General features: G+C 51.1%; 12 protein-coding genes. All 12 read right to left on the bottom strand.

All coding sequences use genetic code 11. The features are described from left to right. The 12 genes from miaB to NSQ22_RS06730 all read right to left on the bottom strand — a co-directional run bounded on the left by miaB (position 1) and on the right by NSQ22_RS06730 (position 13,833). Complete coding sequence (miaB, locus tag NSQ22_RS06785; protein ID WP_008878502.1) at positions 1–1,572, bottom strand: tRNA (N6-isopentenyl adenosine(37)-C2)-methylthiotransferase MiaB; 1,572 nt, start codon at positions 1,570–1,572, stop codon at positions 1–3. Positions 1,573–1,806: 234 nt separating this feature from the next. Beyond that, the gene (locus tag NSQ22_RS06780; protein ID WP_008878503.1) at positions 1,807–2,673 is read right to left on the bottom strand and encodes a 2-oxoacid:ferredoxin oxidoreductase subunit beta; all 867 of its coding nucleotides are present in this window, start codon (positions 2,671–2,673) and stop codon (positions 1,807–1,809) included. Continuing rightward, positions 2,640–4,412 (bottom strand): 2-oxoacid:acceptor oxidoreductase subunit alpha, encoded by a 1,773-nt coding sequence (locus tag NSQ22_RS06775; protein ID WP_008878504.1) that lies wholly within the window; start codon positions 4,410–4,412, stop codon positions 2,640–2,642. The genes NSQ22_RS06780 and NSQ22_RS06775 overlap by 34 nt, the downstream gene beginning before the upstream one ends. A 171-nt stretch (positions 4,413–4,583) precedes the next feature. After that, a complete protein-coding gene (locus tag NSQ22_RS06770; RefSeq protein ID WP_339264380.1) occupies positions 4,584–5,507 on the bottom strand; it encodes a dipeptidase in 924 nt (307 codons plus the stop codon). Between the two features lie 93 nt (positions 5,508–5,600). Beyond that, entirely contained in the window at positions 5,601–5,861 is a 261-nt protein-coding gene (spoVS, locus tag NSQ22_RS06765; RefSeq protein ID WP_008878506.1) for a stage V sporulation protein SpoVS, read from the bottom strand. A gap of 130 nt (positions 5,862–5,991) precedes the next feature. Continuing rightward, positions 5,992–6,786: a TIGR00282 family metallophosphoesterase gene (locus NSQ22_RS06760; protein ID WP_029760496.1), complete on the bottom strand. Its 795-nt coding sequence runs from the start codon at positions 6,784–6,786 to the stop codon at positions 5,992–5,994. Between the two features lie 109 nt (positions 6,787–6,895). Further along, complete coding sequence (gene rny / locus NSQ22_RS06755; protein WP_008878508.1) at positions 6,896–8,452, bottom strand: ribonuclease Y; 1,557 nt, start codon at positions 8,450–8,452, stop codon at positions 6,896–6,898. A gap of 516 nt (positions 8,453–8,968) precedes the next feature. Further along, positions 8,969–10,009: a recombinase RecA gene (recA, locus tag NSQ22_RS06750; protein WP_008878509.1), complete on the bottom strand. Its 1,041-nt coding sequence runs from the start codon at positions 10,007–10,009 to the stop codon at positions 8,969–8,971. A gap of 180 nt (positions 10,010–10,189) precedes the next feature. Further along, the gene (locus NSQ22_RS06745; protein WP_029760494.1) at positions 10,190–11,434 is read right to left on the bottom strand and encodes a competence/damage-inducible protein A; all 1,245 of its coding nucleotides are present in this window, start codon (positions 11,432–11,434) and stop codon (positions 10,190–10,192) included. A gap of 24 nt (positions 11,435–11,458) precedes the next feature. Continuing rightward, entirely contained in the window at positions 11,459–12,037 is a 579-nt protein-coding gene (gene pgsA / locus NSQ22_RS06740; protein WP_008878511.1) for a CDP-diacylglycerol--glycerol-3-phosphate 3-phosphatidyltransferase, read from the bottom strand. A gap of 80 nt (positions 12,038–12,117) precedes the next feature. Further along, the gene (locus tag NSQ22_RS06735) at positions 12,118–13,017 is read right to left on the bottom strand and encodes a RodZ family helix-turn-helix domain-containing protein (RefSeq protein WP_029760493.1); all 900 of its coding nucleotides are present in this window, start codon (positions 13,015–13,017) and stop codon (positions 12,118–12,120) included. 24 nt (positions 13,018–13,041) lie between these two features. Beyond that, the gene (locus NSQ22_RS06730) at positions 13,042–13,833 is read right to left on the bottom strand and encodes a DUF3388 domain-containing protein (protein ID WP_008878513.1); all 792 of its coding nucleotides are present in this window, start codon (positions 13,831–13,833) and stop codon (positions 13,042–13,044) included. Positions 13,834–13,887: the final 54 nt, after the last annotated feature.

Genomic DNA, 13,887 nt, shown 5'->3' with positions numbered 1-13,887 from the left:
TTAGTTCACCTCGATCGCTTCATTCGCTAACTCGCCTGTCAATGTCCACGTTTTCGCCTGCGTAATGCGCACATTGACCAATTGACCAATGAGCGATTTCGGGCCGACGAAATGGACAAGCTTGTTTTTACGCGTATACCCTGCTAACACATCCGGGTTCGTTTTGCTTTCGCCTTCAACGAGCACCTCGACGACTTGGCCCTCGTATTGTTTCATTTTCTTCGCTGCAATCTCTTGAACGAGGGCGTTCAAGCGCTGAAGCCGTTCTTTTTTCACTTCCATCGGCACGTTATCATTCATTTTCGCCGCTGGGGTGCCTTCACGTGGCGAGTAAATGAACGTATACGCCGAATCAAACTCGACTTCACGGTAAAGCGACAACGTTTCTTCAAACTGCTCATCCGTTTCGTTCGGGAAGCCGACGATAATGTCGGTCGTCAAAGCGACATCCGGAATGGCCGCTTTAATTTTGCGGACGAGTTCCAAATACTCTTCACGTGTATATTTCCGACCCATCATTTTCAAAATTTCCGTGCTGCCCGATTGCACCGGCAAATGAATATGTTCGACTAAATTGCCTCGTTTGGCAAGCACTTCGATGAGTCGGTCGTCAAAGTCACGCGGATGGCTTGTCGTAAAGCGGATGCGCGCGATATCAATTTTGCGCAGCTCATCCATCAAATCGCCAAGACCGTATTGAATATCGTTGAAATCTTTCCCGTAGGCGTTGACGTTTTGCCCAAGAAGCGTAATTTCCTTATAGCCTTGGGCGGCGAGCTGGCGCACTTCTTGAATGATGTCTTCCGGACGACGGCTCCGCTCTTTGCCGCGCGTGTACGGAACGATGCAGTACGTACAAAACTTATCGCAGCCATACATAATGTTGACCCATGCTTTAATGTTGCCTTTGCGCACTTTCGGCAAGTTTTCGACGACATCGCCCTCTTTCGACCATACTTCGACAACCATCTCTTTCGACATGTACGCCTCATGCAAAATGTACGGGAGGCGATGGATGTTGTGCGTGCCGAAAATCAAGTCAACATACTGGTATTGTTTTAAAATTTTATTGACAACCGCTTCTTCTTGCGACATACAGCCGCACACGCCAAGTAGTAAATCAGGGTTCGTCGTTTTCAACGGCTTTAAGTAGCCGAGTTCGCCAAACACTTTGTTTTCCGCGTTTTCGCGGATCGCACACGTGTTAAGCAAAATGACATTTGCATCTTCCGGACGGTCGGTCGGTTCATAACCGAGCGCCATGAAAATGCCGGCCATCACTTCCGTATCATGCTCGTTCATTTGACAGCCGTACGTGCGGATGTAAAACTTCCGCCCACGCCCCATGCCGCGGAATTCATCCGGAATCGTAAAGTCTTTCACATATTGTACTTCTTCCTTGCCACGTTTTTTCGCCTCTTTTAAGTTCGGCGGAAGAAAGACGCTCGTGAAATACTTCTCATAGTCTTTCGTCGTTTTTGCTTTGAGCCGCTCCAAGTCGGATTTTCTGTCCGCTGGATGGCTAGCTGTTTGAATTTGACCTGTTTGTTCTAAACGTTGCTTTTCGTTCATAACAATCTCCTTTCTTTCTTGGTCCAACTTTCGATTACATCCAGTTAGGTAGCTGTTGTTTTCGTTGCCGTCAACCTTTTTCCGGCAAAATTCTTCCATCACACACACTATCATAGTATATCGCGGGTGACAATGAAACACAATGGTTTTTGTTCCGGATGTCCGGAACATGTTATGATAGCAAAAAAACACCCGATGAGGCAAGTCCACATCGGGTGTGAATCATTTCCATTTTTACATAAACTCCGCTACTAACTCGGCGAATTTTTCTTTGCTTAGTTTCAAATCAGCTTCCGAAAGCGGCGTTGCGCTATAGCCCGGAACAAGCTCTTGGTACGACTTTTGTTCTTTATTTTGATAGATGAGCCCGGTAACAAGACCGTTATATTTCATCACCGTTTGCATCGCCATCTCCCGATTAGACGGATCGTACCCTTCGATGTCGCTCACTTTCACTAAATGCTCTTTAAACCATTCGTACGTGTTCACTTTATTGTATGTGACGCACGGGCTAAAGACGTTGATGAGCGAAAAGCCTTTATGTTTGACTCCTTCTTCAATCAAGCTGGTTAGCTCTTTTAAGTCGCTCGAGAAGCTTTGTGCGACAAACGTCGCCCCCGCGCTCAAGGCAATTTCAAGCGGCGACAGCGCCGGTTCAATCGATCCTTGCGGCGTGCTTTTTGTTTTAAATCCGGCGGCGCTGCGCGGCGATGTTTGCCCTTTCGTCAGCCCGTAAATTTGGTTGTCCATGACGATGTACGTAATGTCAATGTTGCGGCGAATGGCGTGAACCGTGTGCCCCATGCCGATTGCAAATCCGTCACCGTCACCACCGGCGGCAATAACCGTCAAGTCACGATTCGCCATTTTCACTCCCTGGGCAAGCGGCAAAGCGCGGCCGTGCGTGCCGTGAAACCCGTAGGCATGAATATAGCCGGAAATCCGACCTGAGCAGCCGATTCCGGAAATGACAGCCAGCTGGTGCGGCTCCAACCCAAGGTTGGCTGCTGCGCGCTGGATGGCGGCTTGAACAGAAAAATCGCCGCAGCCCGGACACCAGTTTGGCTTCACATCATTGCGGAAATCTTTAAAGGTGGCCATTGTGCTAACAACTCCTTACATTTGTTGTAAACATCGCCTGGTAAGAATGGATTGCCGTCAAATTTCAAGACGCTTGCCATTTTATCGGCATGACCGACGTTCATTTTCAACAGGCTCGCCAATTGCCCGGTCGCATTTTGCTCGATAACAACAACCCGTTTCGCTTTTTCGACAAGCGGCCGCATCTCGTCAACCGGGAACGGGTGCAACAGACGGATGTGCGCGTGGTTAACTTTGACACCGTCTTGCTCGAGGCGCTCAATCGCTTCCTCAATCGCTCCACGTGTTGATAAAAAGCCGACGAGAAGCAAATCTGGCTCTTCGTGACGGATGTACTTATGCACCGGCGTCGGGAAATGGACGTGCTCGAGTTTGCGCATCCGCTTCTCCATTTGCGCCTGGCGGTTTGCCGCTGTTTCGGACGGGCGGCCGGTTTCTGCATGCTCAACCCCAGTGACGTGATGGATGCCGTGTTTCGTCCCCGGAAGCACCCGCGGCGAAATGCCATCTGGTGTCAGCTCATACCGTTTAAAGTTTTCCTTGCCGGCAAGCGGCGGTAACTCCCCGGTCACGAGCTTGCCGCGGCGAATGTCGATCCGATCATAGTCAAGCGGTTCGACCGTCTGTTTGCCGAGCGACAGCTGCAAATCCGACAAGAAAATGACCGGACATTGATATTCCTCGGCTAAGTTTAACGCCTCCGCCATGTCGTAAAACGCTTCCTCAACTGTGCTCGGTGCCATAACGATTTTTGGAATTTCCCCGTGCGTACCGTAAATCATGGCAAGCAAGTCTGATTGTTCTTGCTTCGTCGGCAAGCCGGTACTCGGACCGCCCCGCTGCGTATCGACGACAACGAGCGGTGTTTCCGTCATTCCAGCTAAGCCGATCGCTTCAGCCATGAGCGATAGCCCCGGCCCGGCAGAGGCTGTAAACGCCCGTGCACCGGCATAGTTGGCGCCAATCGCCATCGTGCAAGCAGCGATTTCGTCTTCCGTTTGAATGACTGCTCCCCCGAACTCAGGCAGTTTCTTAATTAAATATTCCATGATCTCGGAAGCCGGAGTAATCGGATACGCGGCCATAAAGCGCGCCCCACCAGCAAGAGCTCCCAAGGCGATGGCATCGTTGCCGATCATAAACATCCGCTGTTTGCCATCGGCTTTTGCGAGCTTCATAGGCTCGGCGCGACCGTCAAGCTGCTTTTTCATATACTGCGCCCCAGCACGGATGGCCTCCATGTTTTTCTCAACGACTTGCGTCCCTTTGCGGGCGAACGTGTCCGCGACAACGCTTTCGAAAACGCTGGCATCTAAGCCGAGCACCGCACTCGTCGCGCCGATGGCAACCATGTTTTTCATCAGCGAGTTGCCAAGTTCCGTCGCAATCTCAGTGAACGGAACGACGTAAAGCGACACCCCTTCTTGTTCGGGAATTACTGGATTGAATTTGGCGTCTGCAATGACGATGCCGCCGCGGTGCAGCTCGTGAAAGTTGAAATCGATCGTCTCTTGGTCGAATGCCACCAAAATGTCTAAATCATCTGCGACCGCCCGCACCGGTTTCGTGCTGACGCGGATTTTATTGTTCGTATGCCCCCCCTTAATGCGGGAAGAAAAATGGCGGTACCCATATAAATAGTACCCGAGGCGGTTCAGCGCCGCGGAGAAAATTTCCCCTGTACTTTCAATCCCTTCCCCTTGCTGGCCGCCTACTTTCCATGACAGCTGTTCGATCATGTTTTACACCCCTTTATGTTCACTACAGCCTCTCGCTATTATTGTATCATTTTTCTGACAAAGCGACTACACTTTTGGGCGCCTTCCACGCGACAATTGTATTTTGTCAACATAGTCGACATTCCGCCTTTTATTTTAAGCTTAATAGAGGTATATATTCAATGATATTTATCACTCGGGCAAATGCTCGTAAAAATTACGAAACAAAAAACGCTCCACTTGCTCAGCGGAGTAATGCTTGTACAACTCATTGACAAGTCGAGGGTATTCCTTCACCGCTTCAAGGCCGGACACCGTCTCCTCAATGCCGTCAAAATCGGAGCCAAACCCGACGTTGTTTGCTCCCCCAAGCGCGCATACGTAATCAAGGTGACGGAGAACATCAGCGACCGTCGCTCTCCGTTTGTCGTTTGTCAAAAAATCCGGTACAAAATTAATGCCGATCATCCCATCTTTTTCGATCAGCGCCTTGATTTGCTCGTCTGTCAAGTTGCGTGGGTGCCGACAGAGGCGATAGACGTTGGAATGGGAAGCGATCGGAAAACAGGCCGTCTCCATCACATCCCAAAACGCTTTTTCCGATAAATGGGATACATCGACCCACCGTTTCGTTTCATTGAGCAGCTCGACAACTTGTCGGCCGAACGCAGTCAACCCGGCCCCGCGCTTCTCCCACGCCCCGTCAGCGACAGCGTTTGGAAAATTCCATGTCAAACCAACGGAAGCAACACCGAGGCGAAGGAGCGTCTTCAACTTGACAAGGTTGGCGCCAATCGCATCGCATCCTTCGAGCGTCAACATCGCTCCGATCTCCCCTTCTTTGAGGGTGGCGATGTCTTGTTTCGTCCGCACAACCTTCACAGACGGAAACAGATCCACAATGCGGGTGAAAAACATATCCACCATCTCGAGCGCCACCGTGAACCGAGCTTCTTCCGGCACTATTTCTGGTACGTAGATGGCAAAACATTGCACTTTCACCCCGGCTTCTGCCATTCCCGAAAGCGTGACATGAAGCGATGGCTCGTCCTGAAACGATAATGAACGGTCTTGCCATAGTTTCATCAGCGCGTCACAATGGGCATCAAAAATCATTCATTTTCCCCCTTAAAAAAGCAAAAATAACCTGCCTGCCTTCGAAGCTGAAGGCGCCAACAGGTTATATTTTACCATTTACCAGTCATCCAGTTAACGAGGCTCGACGATTAATTTAATAGCTGTCCGTTCTTCTCCATCAATCATAATATCCGTAAATGCCGGAATACAAATTAAGTCCATACCGCTTGGTGCCACAAACCCTCGTGCGATCGCTACTGCCTTAACGGCTTGGTTCAATGCACCTGCGCCGATCGCCTGAATTTCCGCTGCGCCGCGCTCGCGCAACACCCCGGCAAGTGCACCAGCTACAGAGTTCGGATTCGATTTTGCTGAAACTTTTAATATCTCCATCTCTAGCTCCTCCCTCGTTTCCTTGGAAAATGGATTTCGATAAAAAGTCTTCACTGTAACTATATTCACTGCTTTGACAACTATTCCTGCACGGGAGGAGTATGTTTTTAAAAATTTATAAAAAAATAAACTATTCAAAATAAGGGTGGTCATCGTTAATGATTAAGCGCTCAATGCGAAGCGCCCGCCCACTTTTGGCATCAACATCGACAAGCACAGCGTTTAACTGGCTTCTTCCTTCCTTGATGTCGAAACGAACCGGCAGGCCGGTTAAAAACTTACGCAATACCGCCTCTCGGTCGACCCCTAAAATGCCGTCATACGGACCTGTCATACCGACATCGGTAATATACGCCGTTCCTTTCGGCAAAATCCGGTTATCAGCCGTCTGGACGTGCGTATGCGTGCCAATGACCGCAGATACACGGCCGTCCAAATACCAGCCCATCGCCTGTTTTTCGCTCGTCGCCTCAGCATGAAAATCGACAATGATGACCGACGTTCGCTCGGAAGCAGCGGCAATCAATTCATCTGCCTTTTGGAACGGGCAGTCAATCGCTGGCAAAAACGCTCGCCCTTGCAAGTTGATCACCGCTACCTCGCCATGCTCGGTCGGCACGTAGACGATGCCTTTTCCCGGTGTGCCGGGCGGATAGTTCGCCGGGCGGATCAATGCTTTCGCCTGATCGATAAATTCAAAAATATCCCGCTTATCCCAAGCATGATTGCCGAGGGTAACGGCGTGGACCCCTTGCGCAAGCAATGAACGATAAATCTCCTCAGTGATTCCTTTCCCTCTGGCGGCGTTCTCCCCGTTAATGATGACGATATCCGGCCGGTGCTTCTCCTTTAATTTTGGCAAATAGTGCTCGACCATTTTTTGCCCCGGCGAACCGACGACATCGCCGATAAATAAAATTCTCATCATCAATCCCTTTCTAAATCAAAAGTATCGCCACTGTAAAGATCATCAGGCGATCGGTATACTCTCTTATTTTACGGACAAAAAAATAAAGTGGCAATAGGCTGCCACTTTATTTCGCATATTCGACCGCCCGCGTTTCGCGGATGACTGTCACTTTAATATGACCCGGATAATCGAGCTCTTCTTCGATTCGCTTGCGGATATCGCGCGCCAACCGATGCGCTTCCAAATCGTCGATCATATCTGGTTTGACCATGATGCGCACTTCGCGGCCAGCTTGGATGGCGTACGATTTTTCCACCCCTTCGTACGATTCCGCAATTTCTTCGAGCTTCTCTAAGCGGCGGATATAGTTTTCCAGCGTTTCGCTGCGCGCCCCCGGCCGTGCCGCCGACAGGGCGTCCGCTGCCGCAACGAGCACGGCGATGACTGATGTCGGCTCGGTATCGCCATGGTGGGAGGCGATGCTGTTGATGACAACGGGATGTTCTTTATACTTCGTCGCCAACTCAACGCCGATTTCCACATGGCTTCCTTCCACTTCATGGTCGATCGCCTTGCCGATGTCATGAAGCAAGCCGGCCCGACGCGCCAACATTTCGTCTTCCCCGAGCTCGGCCGCCATCAGCCCGGCTAAAAACGCCACTTCCACCGAATGTTTTAGGACGTTTTGCCCGTAGCTCGTCCGGAACTTAAGCCGCCCTAAAATTTTAATCAAATCCGGATGCAAGCCGTGGACGCCGACTTCAAACGTCGTCTGTTCACCGACTTCGCGGATGTGTTCATCCACTTCGCGGCGCGCCTTTTCGACCATTTCTTCAATGCGCGCTGGATGGATTCGGCCGTCCTGCACGAGCTTATCTAGCGCAATGCGCGCTGTTTCGCGACGAATCGGGTCAAATCCGGATAAAATGACCGCCTCCGGTGTATCGTCAATAATTAAATCAATGCCGGTGAGCGTCTCGAGCGTACGGATGTTCCGCCCTTCGCGTCCGATGATCCGCCCTTTCATTTCATCGTTTGGCAAGTTCACGACAGAGACAGTCGTTTCGGCGACATGATCGGCGGCGCAGCGCTGGATGGCGAGTGACAAAATCGCCTTTGCTCGCTTGTCTGCCTCCTCTTTCGCCCGCGTTTCCGCTTCTTTGACCATCATCGCAATCTCATGCGACAGTTCCTTTTCGACGCGCTCTAAAATGAGATGGCGCGCATCGTCGCGCGTTAATCCGGAAATGCGTTCGAGTTCGGTTTGTTGCTGTTTGATGAGCGTTTCCACTTTGCTTTCCATTTGTTCAATATGCTGTTGTCTTTCATTTAACGCTTCTTCTTTCGCTTCGAGCAGCGCCTCGCGTTTATTGAGCGCCTCATCTTTGCGGTCGAGGTTTTCCTCCTTTTGCATCAAGCGGTTTTCTTGTTTTTGGAGTTCGCTTCTCCGGTCGCGGATATCGTGTTCCGCTTCCGTACGCAATTTATGAATCTCGTCTTTCGCTTCGAGAAGCGCCTCTTTTTTCAAGGCGTCCGCCGCGCGTTTCGCCTCTTCAATCAGCTGCTCGGCAGCTGCTTTCGCCCCACCGATTTTTGCTTCGGCAATCGATTTGCGAACAAAAAAGCCAACAACGGCACCAATGACTAAGGCAAGCAAAGCGGAGATGATGATCGAACCCATCGTTTCACCTCCTCTTGCTGTTCAATTTACTTTCGCTCTTTCTTCGCGCCACTGTTGCCCCCAATCGTCCGGCGCAAGTGGACATTCCCGTTTTCAAAACGTTAGCTCGGTCGTTTTGTTTGGCGTTTCCCGTGCGGCTTTCACCGCACGAAGGCGGTTCGCCTTTTCAAGCAGGCTAGCCCTGCTATATATTTGGACAAATATACATGTTCATTGTAAAGGTGGCAACATGAATTGTCAAGATATTACACAAGTGTGTCTCAGCCACTGCTCCAGCCGCTACGGTGCACCCTGTCCTCAGTGAAAAAGGCACGTTGACGGTTCCGTCGGGCGAACGGATAGACGGCCGGTGAACAACAGCTGGTTCCGTTCACTCAACTGTTCTCGATGGCAACGAAGGGCAAGATTCATAGGTTTCTCAACTTAAGAAATGGTCTTCTTGGCCACGCTTGTTATGACATTACCTGTCTCCTAGGAAAAAGGCGCCCTAGCAGTAGCTAGGACGCCTTCGTGCCATTACTCCTCAAGCAGCCCGAACTCGTCTTGCAGCGGTTCGCCCGCCTCGCCGGCATCGATGCCGTAATGTTTGCGGATAGCGCGGGCGATCTCTTCAGCAATATGCGGGTTTTCTTTCAGAAACTGCTTCGCATTCTCACGCCCTTGACCGAGCCGTTCATCTTTGTAGGAATACCATGAACCGCTTTTTTGCACAATGTCAAGCTCGGCCGCCATATCGATGATTTCCCCTTCGCGGGAAATGCCTTCGCCGTACATAATGTCGACGTCGGCCGTTTTAAATGGCGGAGCAACTTTGTTTTTGACGACTTTGATTTTCGTTTTGTTGCCAACCATGTCATTGCCTTGTTTAATTTGTTCAGCGCGGCGCACCTCTAAACGGACGGAAGCGTAAAACTTAAGAGCCCGTCCACCCGGCGTCGTTTCTGGATTGCCGAACATGACTCCGACTTTTTCACGGATCTGGTTGATGAAGATGGCGATCGTTTTCGATTTGTTAATGGCGCCAGACAGCTTACGGAGCGCCTGCGACATGAGGCGGGCTTGCAAGCCGACGTGGGCGTCACCCATCTCCCCTTCAATTTCCGCTTTCGGTACGAGCGCCGCCACTGAGTCGATGACAATAATATCGACCGCACCGCTTCGTACGAGCGCTTCGGCAATTTCGAGCGCCTGCTCGCCCGTATCGGGTTGGGAAAGCAACAATTCATCGATGTTGACCCCTAATTTTTGTGCATAAATCGGATCAAGCGCATGCTCGGCATCGATGAAAGCTGCTTGTCCTCCTTGTTTTTGCACTTCAGCGATCGCGTGAAGGGCAACAGTTGTCTTCCCGGATGATTCCGGACCATAAATTTCGATGATTCTCCCGCGCGGATAACCACCGACACCTAATGCGATGTCGAGCGCCAGCGAACCGCTCGGAACGGTCGAGATTTGCCGCTCTGCCTGTTCGCCGAGCTTCATAATGGCCCCTTTGCCAAACTGTCGTTCAATTTGTTTTAACGCCTGCTCTAATGCAGCTTGACGATCTTGGTTCACTAACCTACTCCTCCTTAATTCTCGAGCTACTTATACTATACCGCGTTTTGCGACCATTGCCAAGCAAAAAGTCGAACATTTATTCGTTTTTTCAATGGGGAAACTAGCAACAATCACCATACTGATGCAGTGGAAGAGAGCAATGTGCGGTGGAATATGTTTAAGGAAGGAAGCGGCCGGTCAATCGCTGGCCGCAAGCATCTGGAGCAAAAAGAAACAACCGTATTTGGCGGTGCGGACACGAATGTTATCGCGCGTGCCGGATAAAGTGAGGCGGTGGACAGTTGTGTCGCGCCCGCGGACAGCGACGCCAACATAAACGGTGCCGGGTGGATGGTCTTCAAGCGGATCAGGACCAGCAACGCCGGTAAAGCTGATGCCAACATCAGCGCTGCACATCGTCCGGACGTTTTCGGCAAGCAAGCGAGCGCACGATTCGCTGACCGCCCCGTCCGTCTCTAACAGCGCCCGCGGCACGCCAAGCATCCTTTCTTTCACGTCGTTTGTGTAGCAGACGACGCCGCCTTGCACCACTGCCGATGCGCCCGGGATGGCTGTCAGCTGTTCGAGAAACAGCCCGCCGGTCAGGCTCTCAGCCGCAGCGATCGTCCACCCTCTTTCTTTTAACCGTTCGATCGTTTTCGTAAACAGCGTTTCGTTGTTATATCCGTAACAATAGCGGCCGACGCGCGCCAAAATGGCCGCTTCCGTTTCATCAAGCAGCCGCTTCGCCTCCGCCTGATCCCGATGTTTTGCCGTCAGACGAAGCGTCACTTCGCCGTCGCCAGCCAGCGGGGCGATCGTCGGATTGGACTGGGCGTCAATCAAATCAGCAACCGCTGTCTCAAGCGCCGATTCGCCGATGCCAAAAAAACGAAGCACGCGCGATTCGATGCGCTCCGCAAGCGAAAACGCCCCACGCAAAAAGGCGGTTCCGTATTTTGTAAACATCGGACGCATTTCTTTCGGCGGCCCAGGCAGCAGCATATATGTAATGCCATTGACCGAAAGCGCCATCCCTGGCGCCATGCCGTGCTCGTTTTTCAGCACTGTCGATCCTTCCAAGATGAGCGCCTGCTTTTTGTTGTTTTCTGTCATTGGCCGGTTCGTGCGGACAAAATATGCTTCAATCGCCCGTAGTGCTTCCTCATCAGTGACAAGCCGGCGGCCGAGCAGACGGGCGATCGTCTCTTTCGTCAAATCGTCCTTTGTCGGTCCAAGTCCACCTGTAAAAATGATCAAGTCAGCCCTCGTCTGGGCAACATTGACGGCTTGTTCGAGACGGGCTGCATTGTCGCCGACGACTGTATGGAAATAAACGTTAATCCCAAGTTCAGCGAGCTGCTGCGACAAAAACTGGGCGTTCGTATTGGCAATTTGTCCGAGCAACAGCTCGGAGCCAACAGCAATGATTTCCGCATTCAACGGACGTTCCCCCTTTCCCGCCGGCTATTTCGAATGGGCAAAAGCATGTTTATTTTTCGCAAAGTAGTCCCAGCCAGACCAAATGGTGAACACCACTGCCACCCAAAGCGCCAAATCGGCGAACGGGAACGGGATGAGCGAAAACGGAAAATTATGTAGCAACAAGGCAGCAATCGCCACAATTTGTGTCCACGTCTTAATTTTTCCTAGCATATTGGCCGCGACAACTTCCCCTTCGCCAGCGAGCACCAACCGCAGCCCGGTAACGGCAAACTCACGACTGATGATGACGATCACCATCCAAGCCGGAGCCAAACCAAGCTCGACGAGCACGATAAGTGCTGCCGATACAAGCAGTTTATCGGCGAGCGGATCTAAAAACTTCCCTAAATTTGTCACCAATCCGTATTTACGGGCGTAATAGCCGTCAATCCAGTCTGTCGTTGAAGCGATGATGAAAATGAGCGCGCCGACAAGATGAGCGATCGGGAGCTCCGTCCTACCGATTTGGACGCTCCCCCATCCAAACGGAACAAGCATTACGATCAAGAAAAATGGGATGAGCATAATGCGCGCTACCGTAATTTTATTCGGCAAGTTCACAACAAATTACCTCCGCTAATTCAACATCTATCCGGACAAAGAAGCGGCTTCCTTTCTGAAAAAAAAGCCGCTTTTTACCATTATTTTTTCAAGATGAAACGCAGCTTTTGGTACACTTCGTCTTGCGGGGCAAACGGATAGGCAAACGGCTGGCCATTTACTTTCACATCGACATCGAGCGTGCGCCCGATTTTCACCCACACTTCGCTTTCCGCTGACAAGTCAAACGTTTTCGTTTGCCCTTTCGTTAAGTTGCCACGGTAAAATGAATGGCCTTTCGTGTTGTACACTTCGACCCATGACGCCCCTTTAGACGACAATTCAACAGTAAAAGAACTAGCATTTTCCACCTCAATGGTCGCCGTATTGCCTTGCTTTGTCGTCACGTTCAACGCAGCGGTTGGGGTAGTCGGCTTCTCATCATCGGTAACCGATTGTTCGTTTTCACCCTTTGCGTTTTCATCCTTTGCCTTCTCATCCGATTCCTTTGCTGACTGCTTTTCTTTCGCCTGCTCAAGCGGCGAGTTTTTCGAGCTTTCGACTTCCGCCGTCTCCGGGCTTGTCCGTGTCGACGGCTCGCCCGCCGTGTTGTGTTGGAGCAACACCCAAACGAGAACAGCCACCCCGATGACAAATGCCGCAGCAATCAGCTTCGGCAACCAGTCGAGCCATTTCGTCCCTTCGGCGGAAAGCTGCTGGCGCGTTTTCACACGCGACAGTGGCTGCGGAATATCCTCTTGATAAGACTGCGGAATATCTTGTTTATATTGTTCAAACAGCTCGTCCGGGTCAAGACCGACCGCCTCAGCGTATTGCCTGATGAAGGCACGTACGTAAAAGTTACCCGGCATAATCGCATAATTTCCTTCCTCAATGCCGATCAAATACCGCTTCTGGATTTTCGTCATCTCTTGCAGCTCGTCCAAGCTAATTTGTTTTTCCTCTCGCGCTTCCCGCAGACGTTTTCCCAATTCCGTCAACACCCAACACCTTCCATTTTTTTATTAAAAACCAAATTCAGAAAAACCGTCACCGCCCAACAAGGACGGGCGCTCGATCGCTTCGTAGGAAATATCTTCGCCCGGCTCATGGCGCAACTCGATAATATAATCAAAATCATCGAGCGTATATTCCGTATGGCGAACAAAAATATCCGGATGTTCCACGACTTTCGTCGACTCAAGGCGCATCAGTTCACGAATGAGTTGCCAGTGCTGCTCATTTGCTCGGCGTGTCGAGACGATCCCATCAATGATAAAAATGTTATCTTCGCTATATTCGTCTTCCATCAACTGGGTGCGGATGGTCTGCTTAATCAATGTCGATGATACAAACAGCCACCGCTTATTGGCGCAAACGCTGGCAGCAACGATCGACTCCGTCTTACCGACGCGCGGCATTCCACGAATGCCGACAAGCTTGTGCCCTTTTTCTTTAAAAATTTCTGCCATAAAATCGACAAGCAGCCCGAGTTCGTCGCGGACAAAACGAAACGTTTTTTTATCGTCGGCATCGCGCCGGATGTAGCGGCCATGGCGGACGGCTAGACGGTCAAGCAGCTTCGGCTGGCGCAACTTCGTTACCGTAATGTTGTCCATCGTCCGCAAAATCGTCGCCAGCCGCTCAATTTGCTCATTGTTGTCGCAAAGAAGCAGCATGCCGCGGCGCGAATCCCGAACGCCGTTGATTGTCACGATATTGATTGACAACATCCCAAGCAGCGATGCGACGTCGCCTAACAACCCTGGGCGGTTGACATGAATTTCATACTCCAAATACCATTCCTGCTTGCCCATCCCGTCTCCTCCCTTATCGTTGTCCGCACGAACGCCTTATGCTAAATTCATACT

The organism is Geobacillus sp. FSL K6-3411, assembly GCF_037965715.1.
GTDB lineage: Bacteria > Bacillota > Bacilli > Bacillales > Anoxybacillaceae > Geobacillus > Geobacillus thermodenitrificans.
This window is presented reverse-complemented; position numbering and strand designations above follow the sequence as displayed.